Annotated in this window: 24 protein-coding genes; 4 read left to right on the top strand and 20 right to left on the bottom strand. The window is 62.4% G+C overall.

Annotated features, from left to right (window positions below):
- Positions 1-99: 99 nt before the first annotated feature.
- From P0M12_RS21430 to mftA, 18 genes are all read right to left on the bottom strand, one after another.
- Positions 100-1398, bottom strand: a complete 1299-nt coding sequence (locus P0M12_RS21430; RefSeq protein ID WP_158170592.1) for an HAD-IB family phosphatase — start codon at positions 1396-1398, stop codon at positions 100-102.
- A gap of 82 nt (positions 1399-1480) precedes the next feature.
- Complete coding sequence (gene eutC / locus P0M12_RS21425) at positions 1481-2254, bottom strand: ethanolamine ammonia-lyase subunit EutC (RefSeq protein WP_007730164.1); 774 nt, start codon at positions 2252-2254, stop codon at positions 1481-1483.
- On the bottom strand, positions 2251-3675 hold the full coding sequence (locus P0M12_RS21420; protein WP_019744243.1) for an ethanolamine ammonia-lyase subunit EutB: 1425 nt from the start codon (positions 3673-3675) through the stop codon (positions 2251-2253). The genes eutC and P0M12_RS21420 overlap by 4 nt, the downstream gene beginning before the upstream one ends.
- On the bottom strand, positions 3672-5144 hold the full coding sequence (gene eat, locus P0M12_RS21415) for an ethanolamine permease (RefSeq protein ID WP_003941913.1): 1473 nt from the start codon (positions 5142-5144) through the stop codon (positions 3672-3674). The genes P0M12_RS21420 and eat overlap by 4 nt, the downstream gene beginning before the upstream one ends.
- Positions 5145-5309: 165 nt before the next feature.
- Positions 5310-5870: a DUF779 domain-containing protein gene (locus tag P0M12_RS21410; protein WP_158170593.1), complete on the bottom strand. Its 561-nt coding sequence runs from the start codon at positions 5868-5870 to the stop codon at positions 5310-5312.
- A gap of 91 nt (positions 5871-5961) precedes the next feature.
- Positions 5962-7485 carry an aldehyde dehydrogenase gene (gene adh / locus P0M12_RS21405; RefSeq protein WP_007730158.1) on the bottom strand — a complete coding sequence of 508 codons (1524 nt, stop codon included), beginning with the start codon at positions 7483-7485 and terminating at the stop codon, positions 5962-5964.
- Positions 7486-7628: 143 nt separating this feature from the next.
- Positions 7629-8942 (bottom strand): helix-turn-helix domain-containing protein, encoded by a 1314-nt coding sequence (locus P0M12_RS21400; protein ID WP_047268928.1) that lies wholly within the window; start codon positions 8940-8942, stop codon positions 7629-7631.
- Between the two features lie 105 nt (positions 8943-9047).
- Positions 9048-10529 carry a mycofactocin system GMC family oxidoreductase MftG gene (gene mftG / locus P0M12_RS21395; RefSeq protein WP_158170594.1) on the bottom strand — a complete coding sequence of 494 codons (1482 nt, stop codon included), beginning with the start codon at positions 10527-10529 and terminating at the stop codon, positions 9048-9050.
- A complete protein-coding gene (gene mftF, locus P0M12_RS21390) occupies positions 10526-11923 on the bottom strand; it encodes a mycofactocin biosynthesis glycosyltransferase MftF (protein WP_007730153.1) in 1398 nt (465 codons plus the stop codon). The genes mftG and mftF overlap by 4 nt, the downstream gene beginning before the upstream one ends.
- A gap of 97 nt (positions 11924-12020) precedes the next feature.
- Positions 12021-12713 (bottom strand): mycofactocin biosynthesis peptidyl-dipeptidase MftE, encoded by a 693-nt coding sequence (gene mftE, locus P0M12_RS21385; protein ID WP_054186896.1) that lies wholly within the window; start codon positions 12711-12713, stop codon positions 12021-12023.
- An 84-nt stretch (positions 12714-12797) separates the two neighbouring features.
- Complete coding sequence (locus P0M12_RS21380; protein WP_277376788.1) at positions 12798-13409, bottom strand: hypothetical protein; 612 nt, start codon at positions 13407-13409, stop codon at positions 12798-12800.
- A 52-nt stretch (positions 13410-13461) separates the two neighbouring features.
- A complete protein-coding gene (locus tag P0M12_RS21375) occupies positions 13462-15411 on the bottom strand; it encodes a mycofactocin system FadH/OYE family oxidoreductase 2 (RefSeq protein ID WP_158170595.1) in 1950 nt (649 codons plus the stop codon).
- Complete coding sequence (locus P0M12_RS21370) at positions 15411-16238, bottom strand: mycofactocin-coupled SDR family oxidoreductase (RefSeq protein ID WP_064689523.1); 828 nt, start codon at positions 16236-16238, stop codon at positions 15411-15413. The genes P0M12_RS21375 and P0M12_RS21370 overlap by 1 nt, the downstream gene beginning before the upstream one ends.
- Positions 16235-18166, bottom strand: a complete 1932-nt coding sequence (locus P0M12_RS21365; protein WP_277376787.1) for a mycofactocin system FadH/OYE family oxidoreductase 1 — start codon at positions 18164-18166, stop codon at positions 16235-16237. The genes P0M12_RS21370 and P0M12_RS21365 overlap by 4 nt, the downstream gene beginning before the upstream one ends.
- Before the next feature lie 26 nt (positions 18167-18192).
- A complete protein-coding gene (gene mftD, locus P0M12_RS21360; protein WP_003942047.1) occupies positions 18193-19371 on the bottom strand; it encodes a pre-mycofactocin synthase MftD in 1179 nt (392 codons plus the stop codon).
- Between the two features lie 55 nt (positions 19372-19426).
- The gene (gene mftC, locus P0M12_RS21355; RefSeq protein ID WP_003942089.1) at positions 19427-20644 is read right to left on the bottom strand and encodes a mycofactocin radical SAM maturase; all 1218 of its coding nucleotides are present in this window, start codon (positions 20642-20644) and stop codon (positions 19427-19429) included.
- Between the two features lie 76 nt (positions 20645-20720).
- Positions 20721-21008 carry a mycofactocin biosynthesis chaperone MftB gene (gene mftB / locus P0M12_RS21350; RefSeq protein ID WP_007728309.1) on the bottom strand — a complete coding sequence of 96 codons (288 nt, stop codon included), beginning with the start codon at positions 21006-21008 and terminating at the stop codon, positions 20721-20723.
- Complete coding sequence (mftA, locus tag P0M12_RS21345; RefSeq protein ID WP_277376785.1) at positions 20993-21088, bottom strand: mycofactocin precursor MftA; 96 nt, start codon at positions 21086-21088, stop codon at positions 20993-20995. The genes mftB and mftA overlap by 16 nt, the downstream gene beginning before the upstream one ends.
- 150 nt (positions 21089-21238) lie before the next feature.
- Here mftA and mftR point away from each other — a divergent pair, with 150 nt between their 5' ends.
- Both mftR and mftM read left to right on the top strand, forming a co-directional pair.
- Positions 21239-21838: a mycofactocin system transcriptional regulator gene (gene mftR, locus P0M12_RS21340; RefSeq protein WP_003941984.1), complete on the top strand. Its 600-nt coding sequence runs from the start codon at positions 21239-21241 to the stop codon at positions 21836-21838.
- Between the two features lie 29 nt (positions 21839-21867).
- Positions 21868-22701 carry a mycofactocin oligosaccharide methyltransferase MftM gene (gene mftM, locus P0M12_RS21335; RefSeq protein ID WP_065352150.1) on the top strand — a complete coding sequence of 278 codons (834 nt, stop codon included), beginning with the start codon at positions 21868-21870 and terminating at the stop codon, positions 22699-22701.
- Positions 22702-22707: 6 nt separating this feature from the next.
- Here the strand turns inward: mftM and P0M12_RS21330 are convergent, their stop codons facing one another.
- A complete protein-coding gene (locus P0M12_RS21330) occupies positions 22708-22911 on the bottom strand; it encodes a DUF4287 domain-containing protein (RefSeq protein WP_003942010.1) in 204 nt (67 codons plus the stop codon).
- A gap of 141 nt (positions 22912-23052) precedes the next feature.
- On the opposite strand from P0M12_RS21330, the gene P0M12_RS21325 reads away from it, so the two are divergent.
- Entirely contained in the window at positions 23053-23265 is a 213-nt protein-coding gene (locus P0M12_RS21325; RefSeq protein WP_003942061.1) for a TOBE domain-containing protein, read from the top strand.
- Between the two features lie 16 nt (positions 23266-23281).
- On the opposite strand, the gene P0M12_RS21320 is transcribed toward P0M12_RS21325, so the two are convergent.
- Complete coding sequence (locus P0M12_RS21320) at positions 23282-23707, bottom strand: DUF6314 family protein (RefSeq protein ID WP_003941962.1); 426 nt, start codon at positions 23705-23707, stop codon at positions 23282-23284.
- A gap of 110 nt (positions 23708-23817) precedes the next feature.
- Between P0M12_RS21320 and P0M12_RS21315 the strand changes: the two genes are divergently transcribed.
- Positions 23818-24294: a MaoC/PaaZ C-terminal domain-containing protein gene (locus tag P0M12_RS21315; RefSeq protein WP_003942052.1), complete on the top strand. Its 477-nt coding sequence runs from the start codon at positions 23818-23820 to the stop codon at positions 24292-24294.
- The last annotated feature ends 100 nt before the right edge of the window (positions 24295-24394 follow it).

Below are 24394 nucleotides of genomic sequence, written 5' to 3'. Positions count from 1 at the left end.
CAGCGGACACCCGTGGGTTTCCGCAGCCCGACAAAGGGCTCGACAGAATCAGATCACACCCCGATCGATCGTTGTGAAGTCACCGCGACAAGTCGACCGTCACGCGACGGTATCGGCCTGATCGGGGATCACGCTGCCGTCTGGGCGGGTCACGGCACCTTTTGCCCCGGCCGCGTCGGTGTAAGCATCGGTCGAGCAGTGATAGGGAGCGTCTGCCCGGGACTTCGGTTCGATGAACATGGGGTTGACCAGCCATTTCCCGTCACTGTTGTCGTAGGCATTGCACATCAGTTCGGGATTGTTGCGGTTGATCACCAGGCGCGCGCCGGTCGCATCTCCGAGGAACGTCACGTCGGTGACAGAATCACCGGCAGCAAATACCTGACGTCGATCGGCGGCCAACTGCTCGAACGCCGTAGGCCCTTGAACCCCGTAGACAACCTCGTTGACCTGGCACCGCTTGCCGTCGATGTACGGAATGACCGAGTCGTCGCCGTCCGCAACGCCACCACACCCACGCAGGCGCCCGGTGAGAACCCCGCCCTCGACGATGGGCCGAACTCCCATCACGTGATCGGCGTCCAATCCCAGCTGTTCCGCCCAGACTCGAACGACCGGTTCGGCCGACGCGGAGATGATTCGCACGTCGAATCCATGAGCGCCGAGGGATTTCACCAAATCTTCGATTTGCGCGTAGTACCGCACCGAGCCGTCGACTTCCGTCGTACCGACGGTCTGATCGGATCCTTCTGCAGCAGCGAGATTCTCGGCACGGGCTGCGCGAGCGTACTCGGTGATCTCGTCCTCGGTGTGCCCTGCCATCAACTGCACGGCCCACGCGTATGCGGCTTTTGTCCGGCGGTGATCGTAACCGTCGAATGCGGCCTGCCCGTCGCGAGTCTTCTCTTCGAGTACCGCAACGATCTCGTCCGCGCAGTCCAAGTCGGTGCTGGTTGCCAACGGTTGCCCCGGCGCGGTCTCGGAGCCGCACGCGGCGGAAAGTGCGGCAGCGCCGGCTGGCGTCATGAAGCGGCTGGTGGTTGCCCAGTCCCCTCCGGCAGGCTGTAACACCTTGTTGTTCTTGATCATCCAGAATGCGGTGGCGCTTCCGATGTCGTTCTTGACAACTGTGTTGTCCCAGTCGAAGAGCGCCAACGGAGCTCCGTCATCGACATCACCTGCAGCTCCACACGTTCCGAACTCCGTCATCATGGCATCCAACCTCACACGGTTGTCGCCGTACCACGCCAGACTGGGATCCAACGCAGCACAGGATGAACCACTCTGCGCCACATCTTCTTTCGGGGCGCTCTCGGCCGAACTACATGCAGTTGCACTCAACAGGACACTACCTACCGCCAACGCACACAGGGCGCGGGCATGCAGCGAACGGAACATCGATTCCCTCGTTTTCGTCGTGATTCGGGTACGACGGCATACCCGAGTGTCGATCGACCCGGGTATGCCGTGCAGTTGTCAATTAATCGAGCGTCAGCACTTCTCCCGACGCAACGGCGTCGGCGCGAGAGGTGTCCTTGAGGTCGACGCCGGAGCGGCCCAACTGGCGCGCTCCCGTCACCAATCCCAGGACGACACGAGCAGCCTGCTCGTATCCGAGTCCCTCGGGTGGGTGGACATTGGAAATGCAGTTTCGATCCGCGTCGGTACGACCGACGCGCGGAAGGTGAGTCAGATAGATCCCGACGCTGTCCGCAACGGAGAGCCCTGGACGTTCGCCGATCAGGACGATCGCCGTCTGCACTCCCATCGCGGCAGCGATGTGATCACCCAGTGCCACACGGGCATTCGTGGCGATCACGGGCGGCGCGATCGAGTACCGCTCCCCCAACACCGTGACCAACGCAGACAGTAATTGCTCGCCGTGGTCCATCAGTGCGCGCGGCGAGAGTCCGTCGGCGAGGATGAACCCGATTTCCTTGTCGGAACTCGAGATCGCACCCAGGTCAGCCGGCTGGCGCCCAAGGTCGGGTCTCCGGAGATACTCACTGCGGGTGGAGACGCTGCTCGCGACCACCACCGGCGCCCCGATGCCCACCCCTTCGACCCGACTGGCAAGCGTCTCGGAGTCGAGTGGCTCGTGGACCGCGTCGCGGGCTGCGGCGTGAGCTGCCTTGAATTCGAGAACCCGCTTGGTGGGCAACGAATCTCCGGCACGCCCCAGCCCGATACGCGATTGTGTGGTCTTGCGCAGTGGACCCCAGAAATCGAGGATCGGTGCCTGATCTTCGGTCATGAGTTCACCGTCAAAGCCCGCAACGGCGACATTTCGGCATCGATCGGAAGAACCCGACCGTTTGCGTCGGTCATCCCCAAGTTGTGGAGCCAGGTCTCGAACTCCGGGGCGGGCTGCAAACCGAGAACCTTACGCACATACAGCGCGTCGTGGAACGCCAGACTTTGATAGCCGAGCATCACGTCGTCGGCGCCGGGCACCGCGATCACGAACGCCGCGCCGGCGACGCCCAGCAAGGTGAGCAGGTTGTCCATGTCGTCTTGATCGGCTTCGGCGTGGTTGGTGTAGCAAACGTCCACTCCCATCGGCAGCCCGAGGAGTTTTCCGCAGAAGTGATCCTCCAAGCCCGCGCGAATGATCTGCTTGCCGTCGTAGAGATACTCGGGACCGATGAAGCCGACCACGGTGTTGACCAGCAGCGGTTCGAGATCACGTGCCACTGCGTATGCCCTGGTCTCGAGTGTCTGCTGATCGACCGGGGCTCCGCCGGTGCCGTAGTGGGCACCTGAGCTGAGGGCGGACCCCTGCCCCGTCTCCAGGTACATGACGTTGTTGCCGACCGTCCCGCGGTTCAAGGAGCGCCCGGCCTCGTTGCCCTCACGCAGGAGCGGAATGTTCACTCCGAAACCGGAATTGGCGCCTTCGGTACCGGCAATCGATTGGAAGACAAGATCGACCGGCACCCCCGATTCGATCAGTCCGATCGTGGTGGTCACGTGCGAGAGCACGCACGACTGAGTCGGGATCTCGAATCGCTGACGGATGTCGTCGAGCAGGTGGAGCAGATCCGAGGTGGCCTGGGGTGAGTCCGTCGCGGGGTTGATACCGATGACGGCGTCGCCACATCCCATCAGGAGACCGTCCAATGTGGCCGCCGCGATGCCGCGTGGATCGTCTGTCGGGTGGTTTGGCTGGAGTCGGGTGCTCAGCCGGCCGGGCAGTCCGATGGTCGTACGGAACCCCGCGGTCACGGTGATGGCCTTCGCGACGGCGATCAGGTCCTGATTGCGCATGATCTTGCTGACCGCCGCAACCATCTCGGGGGTGAGCCCGGGACTTACGGCGGACAACCGTGCGGAAGCTTCCGGCGCCGACGCGGTCTCGAGCAACCAGTCTCGTAGTCCGCCGACAGTCAGGTGCGCCACCGGCGCAAAGGCCAGGCGATCGTGGCTGTCGATGATGAGCCTGGTTACCTCGTCGTCCTCGTACGGAACCAACAGATCTTCGAGGAACACCGTCAACGGAAGATCAGCCAGAACCCATTGAGCAGCAGCACGTTCGGCGTCGGAGCTTGCCGCGCAACCGGCTAGTTCGTCACCCGACCGCAGTGGTGTCGCTTTTGCCATCAGATCGACGAGACCGTCGAACGAGTAGTTGGTTCCGGATACCTGCTGGTGATACTTGGCCATCCCGCGACTCATCCCAATTCTTCTTCCGCCTGTGCAAGTACAGCAAACTCCTCGTCCGGCGAGTTGGCAACAAGGTGGTGACGACTGTAGAGACCGAAGTACGCCATCAGAACTCCGAAGGCAACCAACGTCAGCAATGCCGCAACGGGATCGACCAGGAAGGTGGCCACCACCGACACTGCCGCGATCACGAGCGCAAACGAGGTGGTGGCGATACCGCCGGGCGTGCGGTACGGGCGCGGCATGTTCGGCTCACGCTTACGAAGAACGATGTGACTCACCATCATCAGGACGTAGCTTACTGCCGCGCCGAACACCGCCATGTTGAGCAACATTGCACCTTCACCGGTGAGTGAGAGCGCGAAGCCGATGATTCCGGGTACGACGAGCGCGAGAGTGGGGGCCTTGCGCTTGTTGGTCACCGACAGGTTCTTCGGCAGGTAGCCGGCGCGGGAGAGCGCAAACGTCTGGCGCGAGTAGGCGTACATGATCGAGAAGAAGCTCGCGACCAGACCGGCAAGTCCGATGTAGTTGACGGCCTTTGCCGCTCCGCTGTCCCCCAGAGCCTCGACGAGCGGATTTCCGGAGGTGGACAGGGCGTCTGCGCCGAGCGCACCGGTGGCGAGGAAGAGAACCGTTGCGCCTGTGACGATCAGGATCAACATGCTGATGATGATGCCGCGGGGGACGTTCTTCTCCGGCTCACGTGCTTCCTCGGCGGCCAGCGGTACACCTTCGACCGCAAGGAAGAACCAGATCGCGAAGGGCACGGCGGCCCAGATTCCGAGCAGACCGAATGGCAGGAACGACGACGATCCGACTGCGCTGGTGTCGACGGCGATATCGGTGAGGTTGGACGAATCGAAAAGGCCGACAGCCGAAACCGCGAACACGACCAGGCCGACGAGTGCAATGGCGGTGATGATGAACATCGCCTTGAGTGCCTCACCGGCGCCGGTGAGGTGAATGCCGATGAAGATCGCGTACACCGCGAGGTACACCCACCAGCCGTCGGTGATCCCGAACAGGTTCAGGGACTCGACGTACGCACCGATGAAGGTCGCGATCGCTGCGGGTGCTATCGAGTACTCGATGAGAATTGCTGTGCCGGTGGCAAATCCGCCCCAGGGCCCCATGGCCCGTCTGGCAAACGTGTATCCACCACCAGCGGCAGGAAGTGCCGACGACATCTCGGCCATACCGAGCACCATCGCCAGGTACATACCCGCGATGACAACCGCCGCGATGAGAAGGCCACCGAAACCACCTTCGGCCAGACCGTTGTTCCAGCCGGCGTAGTCACCGGAAATCACATAGCTGACACCCAACCCCGCAAGCAGCACCCACCCTGCTGTTCCCTTTCGGAGTGTTCGTTTCTCCAGATACGAATTGTCTTCCGCATGGAAGTCTGCGCCGTCGTGGTGTGCACCCGCGGCACCGGCGTTTTTGCCGGTTGCGTGGTCGGAAAGAGACATGTCCATCCTCTGAATCGGTCAAGAATGAGACGACGCACGGTGGATGCGTCGCGTGAAATGAACGGTATGTGGGCGATGTACGGAGAAGGTCGCCTGGAGATGACCGTGCTGTTAACTGGCTGTCATGTGAGCGGCCCCGAGTCTGTTCAGATCTTCTTCAGGCTGCCGTTCTCAGGATCGGGCGGCCGCGCCCGGCACCGGGCAGGCGTCGACGGCCTCGGCGACCACCTGGGGAACCGTCGGGGGCAAAGGACGCACGCCCGCTTCCCAATCAGCGCCCACGAGAATGCTCGACGCGCCGAGTGCTTCGTTTTCGTCCGGTGTGAATGCCCTTGCTCGACTGAGGAATCTGAATCCTTCAGGAGACTCCAGGCTGAATCCACTGCCGCGGCCGGGCACGACGTCCAGTACCAACTGGGTGTGCTTCCAGGCTTCGAACTGTGATCCGGAAATCCAGACCTGTACAGCGTCGGTTCCGGTGGGAAGGTCTTCGGGAGTCTGTCCGACAGCAAGTCGGAGATCGACGATTCCGAGTAGTACGTCACGGTCCCCGACGATGAATTCGCCTGAGGGATAACACATCGGGGCCGAGCCGTCGCAGCATCCGCCGGATTGATGCATCATCAGTTCGCCGTGAGTCCCGCTGAGGCGGCGCAGGAGGTCAGCCGCCCCAGCGGTGGTCACCAACCGGGGTGGAACGGCGCCGGTATCGGGTGTGTCCGTGGCGCTCATTCCAACCTCCGTGTGTTTGTGCAGGTTTCGCGTGTTGCAGTCTTGCTCACCGGCACCCGCAGCGAGGGGCTCACGGGTGCCGGTGGGTAGATCAGAAGAAGCCCTGAGCCTTCTGGGCGTAGCTGACCAGGAGGTTCTTGGTCTGCTGGTAGTGCGAGAGCATCATCAGGTGGTTCTCGCGGCCGATGCCGGACTGCTTGTATCCACCGAAAGCGGCGTGTGCCGGGTACTGGTGGTACGTGTTGGTCCAGACGCGACCGGCTTGGATGTCGCGGCCTGCGCGGTAAGCAACTCCGCCGTCGCGGGACCAGACACCGGCGCCCAAACCGTAGAGCGTGTCGTTGGCGATTTCGATGGCCTCGTCGTAGTCCTTGAACGAGGTGACCGAGACGACGGGTCCGAAGATCTCTTCCTGGAAGATGCGCATCTTGTTGTTGCCGGTGAACACCGTCGGCTGGACGTAGTAGCCGCCGGACAGGTCTCCGCCGAGTTCGGCTCGCTCACCACCGGTGATGACCTTGGCGCCTTCGGCCTTGCCGATCTCGATGTACGAGAGGATCTTCTCGAGCTGATCGTTGCTGGCCTGGGCACCGATCATGGTGTCGGTGTCGAGCGGATCCCCTTGGCGCACAGCCTTGGTGCGGATGGCTGCCATCGCGAGGAACTCGTCGAAGATGTCTTCCTGGATCAGCGAACGTGACGGGCAGGTGCAGACCTCGCCCTGGTTGAGGGCGAACATCGTGAAGCCCTCGAGTGCCTTGTCCTGGTAGTCGTCGTTTGAGGCGAGAACGTCGGAGAAGAAGATGTTGGGGCTCTTGCCACCGAGTTCGAGGGTGACGGGGATAAGGTTCTGCGACGCGTACTGCATGATCAGGCGACCGGTGGTGGTCTCACCGGTGAACGCGATCTTCTTGATACGCGGGCTGGACGCGAGCGGCTTTCCGGCCTCGACGCCGAAGCCGTTGACGATGTTGAGAACACCGGCAGGCAGCAGGTCACCGATGATGCCGATGAGGTGCAGGATCGAGACTGGCGTCTGCTCGGCAGGCTTGAGCACGATGGCATTGCCGGCAGCGAGGGCGGGGGCAAGCTTCCACACGGCCATGAGGATCGGGAAGTTCCACGGAATGATCTGGCCGACTACGCCGAGCGGCTCGTGGAAGTGGTACGCCACGGTGTCGGAGTTGATCTCCGAGAGCGAACCTTCCTGTGCGCGAATAGCTCCCGCGAAGTATCGGAAGTGATCGATGGCGAGCGGAATGTCGGCGTTGAGGGTCTCGCGGATCGGCTTGCCGTTGTCCCACGACTCGGCGAGTGCGATGGATTCGAGGTTCTCCTCCATACGATCAGCGATCTTGTTCAAGATGATCGCGCGCTCGGCGACCGAGGTCTTGCCCCAGGCCGGAGCTGCTGCGTGCGCTGCGTCGAGAGCGAGTTCGATGTCTTCTGCGGTGGAACGAGCCACATCACAGAAATTCTGTCCGGTCACCGGTGTCGGGTTCTCGAAGTACTGACCCTTGACCGGAGCAACCCATTCGTTGCCGATCCAGTTGTCGTATCGAGACTGGAAGGACATGATCGCGTCGGCGGTACCTGGGCGGGCGTACACGGTCATTGCAAGCTCCTATGTAAACGTGATCTTCCTGGGCGCACCCACCAAATCGGTGACTGCAATCCCACCCCCCGGTGGGGTGTGATTCACAACACTAGGAGTTGCAACGTTGCAAGTACGTTGCGTGCGAGAAACGCAGATGATTCTCAGATGCCCAATTGGCGGTCGAGGAGATCAATTCTAGCCTGGACCTGCGAATACAGCGGAGATTGAGGATCCAACGTGGACAGGTAGGCCTCCCACACGACTGAGTCTTCGCGGCCGTGTACCGACGTGGTCCACCGGGCCAGAAGGTTGGCGTCACCTCCACGCAGCAGAGCTGCCTGGACCCTGGTGCGTAGTTCTTCCCGCACCTCTTCGATGCCGGGAGACGCCGAGCCCGCCAGCACCGGGCCCGAATACAGTTTCATCGCCGTCGCTGCGTCGCCTCGATCCAACGCTGCCCGCACCTCGCCGACATCTGTCGTGAACTCCGTGATGATCCGATAGGGGCGCGAAGCCAGCCGGTCGGCACCGAAAACCTTACGAAGCCGCGACATTTCCGCGCGAATGGTCACTGCGTCGAGTTCGCCCTCGTCGAGCAGGACCGCAAGGTGGTCGGAGCTGAGACCCTCCGGGTGTTCGGAAAGCAGAAGGAGAATCTCGGCGTGACGCTGCGAAATCGGGATGCGGTCACCGCCGCGAACCAGCGTCGGCCGGCCGGCACCGAATGTTTCGAGGCGCGGAGCCGTGGCACTGAGTGGGATGGGCGAGTTCAAGAGATGGAATCGCAATTCCGATTCGGCGGCCGCGACAGTTGCACGGATCAGTGACAGCACTTCGGGAACCGCAACCCTGGGACCACCGGTGATGTCGATGGCACCAAGGATTTGCCCAGTGGTGGGATCGTGGACGGGTGCGGCCGAACAACTCCAGTCGTGCACGGTTCGGTTGAAATGCTCGGATCCGAAAATCTGTACGGAGTGATCGAGAGCAAGCGCCGTTCCCGGCGCATTGGTGCCGACACGATCTTCGCTCCAATCGGCGCCTTCGACGAAGTTCATGGACAACGCCTTGTCCTTGGCCGAGTTGTCACCCTCCACCCAGAGCAATCGACCGTGTGCGTCACTGATCGCGATCAGTAGTCCGGTCTCGGCAGCATCTTCCACCAGGAGTTTCCGAATCACCGGACGGATCAGTGACATGGGATGCGCGGAGCGATATTTTTCGAGCTCCAACCCTTCGAGCATCTCAGGGTTGCCGACCACATCGGGATTTACCCCCTTGTTGCGGCTACGCATCCAGGACTCGAGTACGACCGAGCGGACATGGGAGTCGTCGGTCAGCCCCTGGCCGGGCACGCCGCGGGCATCGATGAACGACTGATGGGCAGACGAAAGTCGCCGCGCGAGTAACGCGACGTCATCGCCTGGCCTGACCGCCACCCACGGGTTGCCGGGCACAGCCTGTTCACGTGCCATATTTTGCGTTCCTCCGCTCCGTGGACCACTGTAACGCCGATCACAGCCCATAGGCGAGAACGACCATTCGGTATGACTGCCGACCCAGCCTGCTGCCCCTCGCGGTCACTCGTCGCCGAGCAGAATGGCGCTTGCTCGTTCCGCGACCATCACCGCGGTCGCATGCGGGCCGCGGGTCGGGATCGTCGGCAGGATTGACGTGTCAACAATACTGAGTCCTTGCGCGCCGATCACACGGCACCGACCGTCGACGACTGCGAACGGGTCCGCCTCGGCACCCATCAAGCAACTACCGGACATATGCAGCGACGTTCCCAGGCGGGATTCGACCCACTCATCGGTGTACTCCATGACGGGGCGATCGATCAACCCCGTCTCGGCGATCGACTCGAGAAGATTCTCGGCGATCCGCATCCCTTCCCGAATGGCAGCTCGATCGTGCGCCGACGCGACGTAGTTGTACCGAATACGCGGCGCCCCAGCGGGATCCCCCGATGCCAGCTCGATGCTTCCCCGGCTGTGCGGCGCCATGAGGACCACTCCGACGCCGTGGTCCATGCGAGGCACACCGGGAACCAGGTCTGTGAAAGATGCGGTGTACGGACGGATTTCGATCTCAGCGAGGTTGAGGGCTGTCTCCAGCACCGGAGTCTGCGATCGAATCGTGCGGGGCTTCGAAAAATGGTACGGCAGCAGCACTTCCGGGTGGTCGACGAAGTTCTGTCCGACGCCCGGTCGATCGAGAACGACGGAAACTCCTTGCTCTACAAGTTGTTCCGCTGGACCAACACCGGAATTGAGGAGAATGTGCGGTGTCGCCACCGCACCCGAACACACGACCACATGGTCGGCACGAATGCGTCGGACATTGCCGTCGCCGAGAACGTCGACGCCGATCGCACGGGTACCCGAGAACGCGATGCGAATGACGTTCACTCCGGATTCCACCCGCAGATTCGGCCGGTGCAACGCCGGCATCAGATACCCGATCGCCGTACTGATCCGACGATGATCCGACACGTTCAGTGGCACTCGGCCCACCCCGAACGAGTCCGGCGCATTCTTGTCGACGTCGTCGGGAAAGCCTGCTCCGAGCGCTGCCGCATGAAACTCGCCGCTCAGTGGATGTAGTTGGTCCCACGCTCGACGCTCGACCGGGATCGGTCCGGCGGTCCCGTGGAACTCGCCCTCGAAATCACGATCCGTTTCGGACTTCTTGAAGTACGGCAAGACGTCGTCGTATCGCCATGAACTCGGCCAATTCTCGAAATCAGCACGGGTCGCGCGGGTGAAGTACGCACCGTTGACGGCTCCGGATCCACCGAGTGTCCGCCCCCGCGCAATTGTGGACGCCCGACGCGGCGTCAGTTCGACCGGATAGGTCCACGTGTATTCGCTCGCAGGTCCGACCGGCAGTCGGTACGGATCACCCAGGACGTCCGGGAGTTCGAGCGCCGATCGATATCCGCTTCCCGATTCGAGGAGCATCACCGTGGCGGATGGATCTTCACTGAGCCTGGCTGCGACCACGCAACCACACGTGCCACCACCGACAACCAGGAAATCTGCGTAGTCGGCTTCTGTCACTTGGTGATTCGAGGTTTCAGCGCCGCCCAGTCGCGGGCGTCGAATGCGCCACGCCAGAGTCCGGCTCCATACGCGATGTCGTCGGCTCGTTTGAAGAAGACGTACCGAACCGGTCCCAGCCCGCCTGGCTCACGGTGGCGATACCAGTCCACCAAACCTTCGGTGACTGCTGCAGCGACGGCCAGCCGCCGAATTCGCCTGGAGGCGATCACCGCCAGGAGCGTCACGGGCCAGTAGTGACGACACATTGCCGAGGCGAGTTGCCAGAATCCGCCGACAACTCCCTGCGCGGTGAGGATCGCCGCGATCCGGGTGGGTTGACTCAGGCCGGTGAACATCTTTCGCAGCCGGTAAACGGTAAACAGCAAAGCGCCGAGTGCGCCGGCAAGACCGGAACGGGTCAGTGTTGCAGCGGCGATACACGCGAAGAGCGTCGAGAACGACATCGCCATCGGCGGAACCGAACCCTCGTGTCTTGCAGCCAACGGCGCCGCACCCGTGCCGTAGAACGCTCTCCTGGCGAACCACTTGTCGAACTGAACTCGATGATCGTGGGCGACATGCGCAACCGGTTCGTACCTCAGTCGCCAACCCGCAGCCTGCAGTCGCCAGCAGAAATCGACGTCCTCGGCTACTTCGAGACTCTCGTCGAAACCGTTGCATTCGAGTGCCACGTCGCGCCGGACGATCACGGCGGCGCTGGGGACATAGGCGACCGGACTGCCCGACTTCACCGCAGCTTCCTTGCGTCCGAGGTCGAGAGACGATCGCATGTTCTCGTACCGCGCCAGCGCCGTCCCGTACGGATCGAGGGCGACGATGCGGGGTGCAACAAGGGCAACCCCCGGATCGCTGAAGTGGCCCAACATCAACTCGAGCCAACCGGCACGCGGTATGACGTCGGAGTCCAGAAAAGCTACGAAACGTGTTTGGGCCGAACGCAATCCCGAGTTTCTCGCTGCCGAGGGTCCGCGGGCACTCTCGTGCCGGACCACTGTGATGGTGCCGGTGCCCGGGCAGGCGCGACGGGGCTCCACCGGCACTTCCGAACCGTCGTCGACAACGATGACGGTCAGATCCTTGAGGACGGGCAATAGGCGTTCGACGCCGGCCTGGTTGTCCTTGACCGGAATCACGACCGTGACATCGGCAGCGGACGGCGTCGACATCGGACGAGGATTCGCGACACCTGAATCGAGAAGGTGTCGCGCAACCGCAGCGCTCTGCTGATCGACCACCTCGAGGAAGCCGTCACCGATCATCGCCGCAGCCGTCGGCGCCAGCTTGAGCATCCGCGTCGGAGATCCGCCGATGAGTACCCGGCCACCCGAGTACGTGCGCACCTTGGGGTCCAACCGAATGCCGAAGCCGTCGGGGAGTCTTGCTGGTCGCATCAGATGATCGTAAGGGACGTAGCCCGTCGTGCTGCAACTCGTCGCAGCCTCGAAAGCCGTCGCAGGTGGACCGTCCGCCCCCACTCGGTCGTGGTCGTCACCGAAGCCTCCCATCTGGACCAGGCTCCCACCGGGCCAGTCCATCCGTCACGCGTCCTACCAACTCACCGAAGATGTATGCGCCGTCTTCGGCGGTAGCCCCGACTGGATTGCCGAGAACGCCGTTTTGCGACACAGCGACCATACCGCCCGAACGCATTCCTGGCATCAGGTCCGCGATAGGAGACAAATTTCCTGTCTCAGCAAGGCTCATGTGCACCAAATCGGGCGAAAGGTGCAGCAATAGGCTCGTTTCAGTGTGTCCGGCATGCGCGTCGGCACCCGGAACAGCGCACGGCGCCCAAGCAGCATCACGCCCCTCATACCGCAGAAGTGCCACCGCTTTGGCCAATGCGGGACCATTTCCGCCGTGGCCGTTGACGAACAGCACCCGCTTCGTCCATCTGAACGCCGACCTTCCGTATTCGACGACGACGGTTTCCATAGCCTCGGCACCGATCGAAATCGTGCCGGCAAACCCTTCGTGTTCGCCGCTCGCCCCGTATTCGATGGCCGGGGCCACGACGACGTCGGGCAGAGCCTGTGCGACTGCTCTCGCGATCCGAGTGTCGGTATCGAGAGGCAGGTGCGGTCCGTGTTGTTCGAAAGAACCGACCGGGACCACGACGGTGAGCGCAGTGCCCTCGAGCGCAGGACTCGGGATGGCAGCAAGGTCACGCGGAGAACTCATCCCCCGATCGTATTGGTGCGGGCCCCTCCCACCGCAACACTGCATGCGGATACACCGGGGCATTGTTGTGCCCCGGCGTATTCGTCAGTTGTCGCGGTTCACGCCGCTGTCGGTGGGCTGTTCCCGCCGATCGGCTGTTGATACGGATCGATCGACATCGGTGGATAGAACACCGTTTTCCGATCCGGGCCGATCTCCACCCGCCACTCGGTGTGGTGCACCCACCGGAACGCCGTCCTCGCGTTTGCCGTACTGCTTCTCGATCCGCCGGATCGCCGCCCGCACCGCATCACAATCCGCAATGTTCTGCGACGCCAACCCCAACAGAATCCCGCGAGCCTTGTCCACATCCGCCGGCGTCATGTTCTTCGGCGGATGCTGACAAAACGACGCCACCTGCCGCGCCTTCAACGCATCCACGTCACCACGATGAAACGCATCCGCGACAACAGGTTCGAGCATCAACAACCGCGCCAACCCGACCAGCAGACTGCACTCACCGATCTCCAGATTCGTCGAACCATGCAACCACTGCGCGATCGCCCGAAAACCCTTCCCACCGAGAACCTCCCGGGAAAACATCTCCACGATCAGCAACACCAACCGCGACTGCAACTCGTGCCGGGCGCGCACCAGATCCAGAACCTCACCCTTGAGGCCCTCGCTATCCAGTTGCCACGCTCCCCGACTGTCCATGCCCAAAGTTTAATCGAACACACTTTCGATAACCAGAGACAAAACGGACGACTTATATCGCCAACGCGGCCCGATGCCCCTCGATGACGGCCGCGTGCGAACGCCTCGGAGACAAGGCGTCACCGATGCGAAATTTCTCGAAACAGCTTCCCTGCAAGGTGTTCCACAACTCGTCGACAGGTTCCTGCTGTGTCGCGAAGACCACCCAGTCGACTGCAACTTCCTCGGTCACACCCGTCGGAAGGTGAACCAAGCTCACGAGCGGCGTGGCCCCAGCACTCACCGAAGTCACCATCAGATCTGTCCGTTGACCGATCGACTTCTCGAACGCCCGGCGGTTCCACCCCTCGAAATCCAGGGTGATGCTCAGGTCCTGCGCGACCACCATGCCGTTGGTCGCGATCGTGACGGCACAGCCTCGATCAGCGAGGAACTCAGCCACCGACGTACCTTGATGGAATCCCAGTTCGTCGTAGACGAGCACCGTTCCACTCGGCAGAATCTTGCCGTCGAGAACGTCTCGAACACCCACCACACGCTCTGATCCACCCGCCCACGCCGGTCGCACAGGCCGCGCTCCGGTTGCAATCACGACCACCTCGGGCGCGCGCTCCTCCACGATCGCGAGATCGGCTCCAGCATCCAACTCGATCGTCACACCGCTTCGGCGACACTCAGATTCGAGATTCCGGACGAGGTCGGCGAGCTCACGGCGAGCCGGTACCACCGAGGCGGTAAGAATCTGTCCCCCAAGTCTTCGTTCACGCTCGAACAGCGTCACCGCATGACCTCGCTGGGCCGCTGTAGCCGCAGCTTGCAGGCCGGCGGGGCCGCCACCGACCACCACCACCGTGCGGCCCCGTCGCCGCGGCATCGGCAGCGGTACCGATTCCCGACCAGCGCGCGGATTTGCGGTGCACCCCAACCAACGTCCCAGACCCATCCGCCCGACGCATTCCTGGTTGCAGGACAGGCAGGTTCGCACCTGTACCGATTGACCAGCACGCGCCTTGTTCACAAAATCCGGATCGGCGATCTGCCCGCGAACTACGCCCACCAGATCGCATACACCGTCCTCGAGTGCAGCTTCGGCTTGCTCCGGCGTCTTGAAACGGCCGACTCCGACGACTGGAAGATCGATGACCTCCCTGATCGCAGACGGGACGAAGTTGGCGTAGCCGGTGGGTACAGCCATCGATGCTTCGACCAGATGCAGTGTTTCCGTGGCCATTCCGACGGTGGTGTTGATGTAGTCGACGTGACCGTCAGCTTCGATGAGTTGGGCGGTGGTTACCGCGTCGGACAGTTCGATGCCACCCCGCGTTCCTTCGTATCCACTCAGGCGCACACCGAGCACACGATCCGGGCCGATGGCCTTACGCAGTACCCCGAGCACTTCGAGAAGGAAACGCGCACGATTCGCCACGCCCCCGCCGTAGCGATCAGTGCGCAGGTTGGTCGAGGGTGCGAGAAACGCGCGCACGATGGACGACTGCGACGCCTGCAATTCCACCCCGTCGAAGCCACCGGCAACGCAGTTGCGCGCAACAAGGGCGAACCCTGCGAGAATCTCGGCAATGTCCGCGTCGTCGACAGCCTTGGGCACCTCGCGGAACAACGGATCCGCAACGGCGCTCGGCGCCAACAGCGGCGATCGCGAATAGGTTCCAGCGCCCTGACCCCCATTGTGGTTGATCTGCGCGAGAATCGACGAACCATGCGCATGAACGGCGTCGGTGATCCGCCGGTATCCCTCGATCGCTTCCGGCCGATAGCCCGCAATCATCTTCTCGTACGGTCGATCCGAAGGATGCGTCGAGTGCTCCTCGGTGATGATCAGACCCGCACCGCCGCGTGCCCGCGCCTCGTAGTAGCTCGCGTGCTGCTCCGTCGGCAACCCGTTCTCCGCGTAATTGGTCAGGTGTGCGGAGAACACGACCCGATTGCGGAGTGTCAGGTTGCCCAGGCGCAGTGGCGCGAAGAGGCGCGGGTACGGCGTCATCAGACCTTGGAGTTTCCTTGATCGAGAGCGATATGACTTGCCGTGACGGTGCGGGAACCGTCACCGGCGAGCCACAGGACGGTATCGGCGATCTCGTCAGGTTCGGCGAAAGCGATGTCCGAGAGGATCGGAGTGAAGTTGGGAAGGTACTGCGGAAACTTTGCAAATACCTCGAGAGCGCCCTGGTCGACCCCCATCGGCGTATTCACTCCGTAAGGATGGATCGAGTTGACCCTGATCTTGTACTCCCCCAGTTCCTTTGCCGCGGCCTGCGTCAGACCGACGAGACCGAACTTGGCGCTCGCGTAGTGCGCCTGTCCGGGCAGCGCCTTGAGTCCGGCCACCGAACTGACCACGATGATCGATCCACCGCGCCCACCCTCGATGATCGCCGGCACCGAGGCCTTGAGGGTTTTCCAGACTCCGGTCAGGTTGATGTCGATCAGGGTTTCCCACTGCTCGTCCGACATTTCCCAGAATCGATTCCAGTTGCAGACCCCGGCGTTGGCGACCACGATGTCGAGACGTCCGAACTGTTCGACGCCGTCCTTGACCACCGCGGTGAGCGCTGCGCCGTCACGGACATCGACCTCACGGGCGAGGATCTTCCCGCCCTCCGCTTCCACCAGACGTATCGTCTCGGCAAAGTCCTCGGAAGTTGCTGCGTCGTAGGAATTGTCCGACGCCACCGACGCGCATACGTCGACCGCGATGATCGTTGCTCCCTCGCGCGCCATCTTGACCGCGTGCGCACGTCCTTGACCGCGCGCTGCGCCGGTGATGAAAGCAACGCGACCTTCGAGCGAACGAACTGAACCCTGTGTCATGAGATAGCCCTCTCTGCAGAATTGAAACTCGTTCTAGTAGTAAACCCTGCAAAGCGCCCTTCGCGGATGGATTCGAGAACAGTTCTCGGGGCAACCGAGTCGCCCACCTGAATGTCGGCCTCTTCCTTCAGCGTTTCGTTCGGCAGACGAGGCGAGCAGTCGATCACCACTTCGCACTCGAGCTGTGACCGCTCGCCGGTATGGACGTGTTCGACGCAGACGGCCCCTCGAGCGATTTCGGTGACACGTGACGCGAGCACCCTGGTGACCCCGGCCTGCTGGATGCGCGTGTTGGCGCCGACCAGATCCCCACTCGCACCGAGCCTCGAACCGACGATGCTGTCGGGAGTCACAATCGAGACGGAGATGCCATGGGCCGCGAGTGCTTCTGCGAGCGCCACCGCGATCGGTCCACCGAGGGGATCGATCAGCGCGACCGGACCCGGCCCCACGGTGCTCAACTTCTCGAAGGCTTCCGACGCATCCAACCATCGAACCGAATCGTCGACCGGATACGTCGGCGGCCTCGCAGCACTACCGGTGGCAACGACAACAAACTCGCCCCGGCTGCGTGCGTCACCCAGGTCTTGGGCGTCGAGCGCCGCCCCGGTCCGCATCGTCACGCCGCTACGACGGCATTCGTCCTCCAACCACTGCGCGAGGAGTGCGAACCGGCTACGGCCGTCACCTCGCGCAAAAGTTCGGATCATGCCGCCGAACTGCGATGAACTCTCGACGAGTGTGACCGAGTGCCCCGCCACCGCCGAGATCCGTGCGGCTTCCATCCCAGCGGGGCCACCCCCCACGACCAGCACGGCTCCCGGTGTCGAAATCTGCTCTCGCTCATCGGGGTCCACCGTCTCGAAACCCGCGCTCGGATTCCCGACGCATGTCACGACAGGATTGCGAGGATCACGCACGAGGCACGTCTGATTGCAGAGCACACACGGCCGGGGACGATCGCCGCGCGCGGCTTTCACAACCAGGTCCGGGTCTGCGATCTGGGCCCGGGTCATCTCGACGAACTCACCTACTTCCAGCGCCGCGTGAGCGTCGGCGATGTCCACGACGCTCCCCTGCACGACAACAGGAATCGACAGAGCGGCCTTGATCTCACGGCACAGATCGAGGTTGAAGTTCGGCGGGCAGTGAAAATCGGGGCGGTACCGGTCAGACGAATAGAGTCCGCCACGAACGACGACAAGGAGATCGAGGAACGGAGACACTTCACGCGCGATACCGATGGCAAGATCGGGCGTCAGGCCCGCCCATGGAGCTTCCTCGTCACAGGACAACCGCAGGGAGACAACGTGATCCGACCCGACTTCCTCGCGCACTGCCGAGATGACCTCGCGAACAAGAGCAACGCGATCGCTACCGTATCGGTCTTGCCGAGTGTTGGTCAGACCCGAAAGGAATTGTCGCAGAATGCTTCGAGGACCGGCATCGAGTTCCACTCCGTCCATTCCCGAAGCGACGGCCAGCGCCGACGCCTCACGGAAGCCGGCTATCAACTGGTCGATTTCCGCCTGCCCCATTGCCATCGGCAACTCACGCGTCACCGGGTCGGCCACTCTGGACGGTCCCCACAGCACCGACTGGGAGTATGCGCTCGATCCCTGCATCCCGGTATGACCGAGCCCGGCCAGAACCAGCGTTCCGTACGGAGCACATGCAGCCTCGATCGACTGCCACCCCGGGCCACATTGCGACGCCAACGGCGCCCGCTCGTACGGCCAGTCGTTCTCCGATACCGAGGCCACTTCGGTGACGACGATCCCGGTTCCACCCTCGGCGCGGCGCTGGTAGTACGCACGGTGCCGATCGGAAAGCGAGCGTCCCACAGCAAGATTGGTCTCGTGCGGACCGAAAACAACCCTGGACTGGACGAGGCGTCCGGCCAGGGTCGTGTGTTCGTCGAGTGTCAACTCACAGCTCTATCGGAGCCGTAATCTCAGCTGGCACCCAATGTGCGTGTGAAGCCTTCCGGAATCACCAGGTCCGCCGGGCTCAGTTCGGTGATGGACGAGTGGCCGAGGCCCATCAGCCCCGAGTCGATGCCCATCCGCATGAGGTCGAGCACGTTCTCGACACCGGCCTGGCCGTTGGCCGAGAGGCCCCACAGGTAGGCGCGCCCGAGCATGACGGCCTTGGCTCCGAGTGCGAGCGCCTTGACGACGTCGCCGCCGCGTCGAATGCCGCCGTCGAGAACAACTTCCACCTGATCGCCCACGGCCTCGGCAATTCCCGGGAGCACACGGATCGGCGCCGGGGTGCCGTCGAGGTTGTTACCACCGTGGTTGGAGACCGAGATTGCGGAGACACCGGCGTCGACAGCTCGCTTGGCGTCGTCGATGCGCATGATGCCCTTGAGCATGAACGGTCCACCCCACTGCTCACGAAGCCAGGCGATGTCTTCCCACGTCGGAAGCGGAGTCTGCATCCACTCGCCGTATGCGCCGAAGAACGTCGGTGCAGGCTGGCCGGGAGCCGCGAGGTTGGGGGTGGTCAGGTCCGGGATCTTGCCGGTCTTTGCGAACTCGAGCAACCACTTCGGGCGCATGATTCCCTCGGGTGCGAACTGGAACATCGCCTTGAGGTCCATCTTTTCGGGGATGGACGGGCTGCCCCAGTCGCGACCGTACGAGAAGGACCAGTCGGTGGTGATGATCAGGCCCTTGGCACCGGCAGCGCGAGCGCGCTCCATACGCTGCAGGAGCACGTCGCGGCTACCGACCCAATACATCTGGAAGAAGACCTGCGGGTTGGCCGCGGCAACTTCTTCGATGGACTTGCTGGCAAAAGAACTCAGTCCGATGGCTGTTCCCCGTGCTGCAGCCGCACGGGCTACCGCTACTTCACCGTCGGGGTGCACTGCCTGCACACCGGTCGGTGAAATCATGACGGGCAACGAAATGTCCTGGCCCATAATGGTGGTGGACATCTCGCGCTTGTCCGACAGCCCGGCAGCGTGGGGAGCGAAACCCAATTCGCTGAATGCCGCGACGTTGTCGTCGACCGTCAGCCCTTTCTCGGATCCCGCTACCAACGCCGCGTACACGGACTTGGGCAACCTCTTCTTCGCACGGCGCTGTGCTTCTGCCACCGTCTCGAAGAAAGCATTCTTAGCCATTGAACTGACCTCTCTGGGGTGCAGCTTTCGCCGCACTGTCGGTATCGCGCAGTAGTTACTGCATTCCCGCAAGCGGGTTTTCGTCACAAATCTTGGCGGGCGGACGCATCATCAGTGTCAGTGGCACCGATGCGCGTGGGGTCTTACGTTGACCGGAACGGGAGTGGTCGACACTGGACTTCGGGACCTCGCCCGCCGACGCCAGTGCCATTTCACCGTTACCGATGACGCACTCGGGGTCAGGTCCGTCCATCGGCAGTCCGGTGAAGAACTTGGCCGCCATGCAGCCGCCGCGGCAGGAGTCGTAGTGGTTGCACTTGCTGCAGGCGCCACCGGTTTGGGGCGAGCGCAGCTCCTCGAACAGGTCCGAGTGCTGCCAGACTTCCTGGAATCCACCGTCTTTCACGATGTTTCCGGCGAGGAACTGCTCGTGAATCGCGAAGGGGCATGCGTACACGTCACCGACCGGGTCGATCAGGCACACGACGCGGCCCGCACCACAGAGATTGAGACCGGGCAGTGCATCGCCGAAGGCGGAGAGGTGGAAGAACGAGTCGCCCGTCAGGACGCCTTCGCCATTGGCGACCAGCCAGTTGTAGAGCTCACGCTGCTGCTCCGGACGCGGGTGCAGGTCGTCCCACACGTCGGCGCCGCGGCCCGAAGGACGCAATCGAGTGATGCGCAGGGTCGCGTCGTACTTGTCCGCGAGAGCCTTGAACTCGTCGAGCTGACTGACGTTGTGCCGCGTGACGACCACCGAAATCTTGGCGTCCTTGAAGCCGGCTTCCTTCAGGTTCGCGAGAGCGCGCTCGGCCATCGCGAACGAACCAGGCCCGCGCACAGCGTCATTGACCTCAGCGGTGGCACCGTCGATGGAAATCTGCACGTCGACGTAGTCACTGGCTGCGAGGCGCGCCGCGACCTTCTTGTCGATCTTCACGCCGTTGGTGGAGAACTTCACACCAACCTGGTGGTCGGTCGCGTAGTCGACGAGCTCCCAGAAGTCGGAGCGTACCGTCGGCTCGCCGCCACCGATGTTGACGTAGAAAACCTGCATACGCTGCAGCTCGTCGATGATGGACTTGCACTGTTCGGTGCTCAGCTCGTTGGGGTCACGACGACCCGACGACGAAAGGCAGTGCACGCAGGACAGGTTGCAGGCGTAGGTGAGTTCCCACGTCAGGCAGATGGGGGCGTCGAGTCCGAGTTCGAACTGATCGACGAGGCGACCCACCTTGGCGGGCGGGGAGGGCTGTTCAAGAACTGAGGTCATGGCTGTGTCCTCGCGAAGAAATGAAGCGGGCGAACGTGCGGAAGGGCTGTTCCGCACGTGGGGGCGAGCGTCTGGCTCAGACAGGCACGATCATGTGCGAGTCGGCGAGAGTGCTCAGCGCGCGGGCATATTGGGGAGCCGCGTCATCTTCGATGCCTTGCGCACGTAGTGCGGACCGGACATCAGGATGGTCTGGCAACGCCTTGACCACCGCAACGATGGTCGTGTTCTTCAGGAACGACAGCTTGCGTGTTCCGAAGTGGTAGAGCAACGCCCCGAAAGGTTCGGGGCGAAGCGCTACCTGCGGGTGGAGTTTCCACCCCGCATCGAGATCCAAAGCAGACACGGTCAGTACACGCCGCACATGCCGTCGATGGAAACTTCCTCCACGAGGGACTCCTCGATGAGGTCGTTCTCGAGCGCCTTGTTGTCACGATCTGACATGGATTCCTCCTGCGGTCGCACTCCGTCTGGAAGTCTGTAGATCAGACTTCCAACCTGGGAGTTGGTGGTCACTAGTGGGACTTCACTGTGACTCGGTTCACCACTGTAATGGCATCGAGTGCAGAATGACACACATGGAGCGAAAAAAGTATGCGTAGCCGCAAGAAACCGTCCGCTCGGATAGGTCGTCGCCCCTCCACAACGAAGGAGGGAATCAGCACGATCGGGATCGAACTGTTCTCGACAGTCGGCTTCAACGAGGTGAGCGTCGACCAGATAGCCGACGCCGCCGGCATCGCGCGTCGGACTTTCTTTCGCTACTTCCCGTCCAAGAACGCCGTTCCCTGGGGAGACTTCGACGGACATCTCGACGAGATGCGCGAGCACCTGGATTCACTGCCCGCTGATATTCCGTTGGTCGACGCACTCGAATCCGCATTGTTGACGTTCAACACCTTCCCACCGGAAGAGACTGCGGTACATCGCAAACGGATGGAATTGATCCTCGAAGTTCCGACGCTTCAGGCATACTCTGTGGTGATGTACGAAGGTTGGCGGCAGGTGGTCGCCGACTACGTCGCACGCCGAATGAATCTCGAGCCGAGCGATCACGGCCCACGCACGGTCGGCTATCTTCTGCTCGGGGTCGCGATGTCGGCGTACGAGCAGTGGCTCACCGACGATTCACTCGAGCTACCGGAACTCTTGAAAACAGGTACGCAGTCCTTGCGGACCGGTATCAGCACCTGAGAAAGCATCACCACCCGAGAAAGGCGATCATGTCCACCATCACGAACGAACCCGTCCTGGATTCCCTGGCGCCGTCGACGCCGGGCTTGTGGTCGTTCGGGCATGTCACCGTCGAACGCGTCGAGTCCGGTCCGATCTCGCTCGATCGCCGACGCGGTCGCCTCCACGTCAAGCACTCCCTCACTCCCGCCGATCTGAGTGAGCGACTCGTCGCCGGAGTCACCTCGTCGATCCAGGACGCGGAGTTCGGTCAGGACGAATTCGAGTTGACGATGGTCGGCCTGGTTCGCTCCACCGTGGACGGCGCTCTCGAATCCTGGACCACCTACTACCGGAACTCACTTGCCGAACTACTGGACGGCACTGCAGATTTCGCGCCGATTCACGACAAAGCCGAAGAGCTGGTCCGCGGTTCCGTGCTCGATCTGGGTTCCTGCTTCGGTTTCCTGCCCCTGCGGCTCGCGCGCGCCGGAATGGACGTGACCGCCACGGACATCCTGCCCGGAACGATGATCCTGCTCGACGCGGTTGCCCCCGAACTCGGCATCACGATCGACACGGTGATCTGCGACGCGGGTGAAGTACCGGCACCGGACAACAGCGCCGACACCGTCACCGCGATTCATCTCCTCGAACACGTCGACGACGCAGTCGGCGAGGCCGTGATCGCGCAAGCACTCCGGATCGCGCGTCAACGGGTCGTCATTGCCGTCCCCTTCGAAGACGAAGCCACCGCGTGCCACGGCCACATCCGCACTTTCGATCTCGAGTCACTGCGTGCGGTCGGCCGGCAGAGCCGTGTGCCGTTCGAGGTATTCGAGCATCACGGCGGCTGGTTGGTGCTGGACGCTTCGGCCGCCTGAAAAGAACTACCCTTCTTTCAGCGTATGGGCGACAAGCGCATTCGCGTGCCCATGACCCATACCGTGCTCCGACTTCAACCAGTTGACCAATTCCATGTGCTTCGTGAGGTCTGAGCTTCTGATCAGCTCTTGCCATTCACCGATCGGCCGACCGTACTTCTTCTCGATCGACGGAAAATACGACGCCGGGCCTTTCGCGGGTTCAGTCATGACCGGAATCTACCTCCACCGCCCGACAATATTCGCGCACCGGCGGCGCCCGCATGTCCGCACCTGCGGAATCGCTGGGTAGATACGCGACCATCGCATTATGGTCGAAGAACACCCACCCGAGAGCACAGGAGTTCAGCGATGCGACTGTCCACACGAAATCAACTCACCGGCACCATCACCGAGGTCAACCTCGGCACCGTCATGGCGACGGTCAAGGTGAAGTTGGACGGCGGGAATCAGATTGTGACCTCGTCGATCACCCGCGATGCCGCACTGGATCTCGATCTTGAACCAGGCCAAGCCGCAACGGTATTCGTGAAGTCCACCGAGGTGACGATCGGCGTCGAGTAACTGGCGAGCGATGTGATCAGGGCCGGGTGAGATGCGTGGTCATCGTGTAGTCCTTGCTCGGCCCCGTCACGGTCCAGACGACAGTCCAGGTCGATCGATCTCCAGCAGTGACGTCGATTCGCCCGCGGTAGGTATCCGCACCGCACAGGTGCTCGACTTCCTCCCCCGGCGCCCAGTCGTGGAACTCTCTGCCGTCTTCGAATGTCACGGCCCACTCGAGGCCGCGCTCGGCAATGAACAGAGTTCGGAACACGGGTAATTCCAGGTCGCCGTCACGCAGCGTGCCGCTCTCGTACCAGCGCATCCGACCGTCACCGGCGTCGGAGATAGTGGTCTCGCCGAATACATGCTTGGTGGAACCGGAAAGGCGGTCGACGATGTCCCGCTCGAAGTGCCACTTTCCTACCAGCGCCCTCGGCTCGATTTTCGCGTCGTCGACCATGTGGCGATTCTAGTGACCCTGCATTGCCCGACGACACCGGAGACCGACTCGAACACACTGCGAGAGTATGTTCCGAGTACACCCGGAACACGCAGGAGATTTTCACAACCATGAACGATTCGGCCGCCCTTCACAAACGCGCAGTGTTCGCCGAGGATCTCGAGATCGGCCAAGTGATCCCATTGGGTTCGTATTCGGTGACCGAAGAGGAAATCGTCGAGTTCGCAACTCAGTGGGATCCCCAGTGGTTTCACGTCGACAAGGAAGCCGCCGAGTCCGGCGTCTTCGGCGGGTTGATCGCCAGCGGGCTGCACACCCTGTCGATCTGCCAGAAGTTGGTGGTCGCCAGTCTCTACGACCAGTGGAACGTGATCGCCGGGAAAACCATGCGCGACGTGAGCTTCCTCCGTCCACTTCGCCCCGGTGACACCCTGAGCGGAAAGGTCACCGTCGACAACGTCGTGTTCGACAATCGCGCGCGAGGATTGGTGACCATCACAGCGAAATTGGTCGATGCACACGGCAATCGCGTTCTCGACGTGGTCACTGACGCGTACCTGCACTGCCGCTCGACTCGCGCGCAGTGAATTATCGGTAAATTTCGCACCACATTGTCCGAATTGCCGTACTTTCAGTGACGTTGCGACGCAACAATACCCATCCCTGCAATCAGGAGTTCCTCACATA

The sequence above is a fragment of the Rhodococcus sp. RCBS9 genome (assembly GCF_029457415.1).
GTDB lineage: Bacteria > Actinomycetota > Actinomycetes > Mycobacteriales > Mycobacteriaceae > Rhodococcus_F > Rhodococcus_F qingshengii.
Note: the sequence above shows the minus strand (reverse complement) of the source record. Positions and strands in the feature narration are given on the sequence as shown.

Excerpts from the sequence above, each read along its gene's own strand:
- P0M12_RS21325 (WP_003942061.1), top strand. The coding sequence starts at position 23,053 with ATGCGACTGTCCACACGAAATCAACTCACCGGCACCATCACCGAGGTC.
- mftR (WP_003941984.1), top strand. The coding sequence starts at position 21,239 with ATGCGTAGCCGCAAGAAACCGTCCGCTCGGATAGGTCGTCGCCCCTCC.
- P0M12_RS21320 (WP_003941962.1), bottom strand. The coding sequence starts at position 23,707 with ATGGTCGACGACGCGAAAATCGAGCCGAGGGCGCTGGTAGGAAAGTGG.
- P0M12_RS21400 (WP_047268928.1), bottom strand. The coding sequence starts at position 8,942 with ATGGCACGTGAACAGGCTGTGCCCGGCAACCCGTGGGTGGCGGTCAGG.
- eutC (WP_007730164.1), bottom strand. The coding sequence starts at position 2,254 with ATGACCGAAGATCAGGCACCGATCCTCGATTTCTGGGGTCCACTGCGC.
- mftC (WP_003942089.1), bottom strand. The coding sequence starts at position 20,644 with ATGACCTCAGTTCTTGAACAGCCCTCCCCGCCCGCCAAGGTGGGTCGC.
- mftD (WP_003942047.1), bottom strand. The coding sequence starts at position 19,371 with ATGGCTAAGAATGCTTTCTTCGAGACGGTGGCAGAAGCACAGCGCCGT.
- P0M12_RS21410 (WP_158170593.1), bottom strand. The coding sequence starts at position 5,870 with ATGAGCGCCACGGACACACCCGATACCGGCGCCGTTCCACCCCGGTTG.
- P0M12_RS21370 (WP_064689523.1), bottom strand. The coding sequence starts at position 16,238 with ATGACACAGGGTTCAGTTCGTTCGCTCGAAGGTCGCGTTGCTTTCATC.
- eat (WP_003941913.1), bottom strand. The coding sequence starts at position 5,144 with ATGGACATGTCTCTTTCCGACCACGCAACCGGCAAAAACGCCGGTGCC.
- adh (WP_007730158.1), bottom strand. The coding sequence starts at position 7,485 with ATGACCGTGTACGCCCGCCCAGGTACCGCCGACGCGATCATGTCCTTC.
- mftE (WP_054186896.1), bottom strand. The coding sequence starts at position 12,713 with ATGAGTTCTCCGCGTGACCTTGCTGCCATCCCGAGTCCTGCGCTCGAG.
- mftA (WP_277376785.1), bottom strand. The coding sequence starts at position 21,088 with ATGTCAGATCGTGACAACAAGGCGCTCGAGAACGACCTCATCGAGGAG.
- P0M12_RS21420 (WP_019744243.1), bottom strand. The coding sequence starts at position 3,675 with ATGAGTCGCGGGATGGCCAAGTATCACCAGCAGGTATCCGGAACCAAC.
- mftF (WP_007730153.1), bottom strand. The coding sequence starts at position 11,923 with ATGCGACCAGCAAGACTCCCCGACGGCTTCGGCATTCGGTTGGACCCC.
- P0M12_RS21430 (WP_158170592.1), bottom strand. The coding sequence starts at position 1,398 with ATGTTCCGTTCGCTGCATGCCCGCGCCCTGTGTGCGTTGGCGGTAGGT.
- P0M12_RS21380 (WP_277376788.1), bottom strand. The coding sequence starts at position 13,409 with ATGGACAGTCGGGGAGCGTGGCAACTGGATAGCGAGGGCCTCAAGGGT.
- P0M12_RS21315 (WP_003942052.1), top strand. The coding sequence starts at position 23,818 with ATGAACGATTCGGCCGCCCTTCACAAACGCGCAGTGTTCGCCGAGGAT.
- P0M12_RS21330 (WP_003942010.1), bottom strand. The coding sequence starts at position 22,911 with ATGACTGAACCCGCGAAAGGCCCGGCGTCGTATTTTCCGTCGATCGAG.
- mftM (WP_065352150.1), top strand. The coding sequence starts at position 21,868 with ATGTCCACCATCACGAACGAACCCGTCCTGGATTCCCTGGCGCCGTCG.
- P0M12_RS21375 (WP_158170595.1), bottom strand. The coding sequence starts at position 15,411 with ATGACGCCGTACCCGCGCCTCTTCGCGCCACTGCGCCTGGGCAACCTG.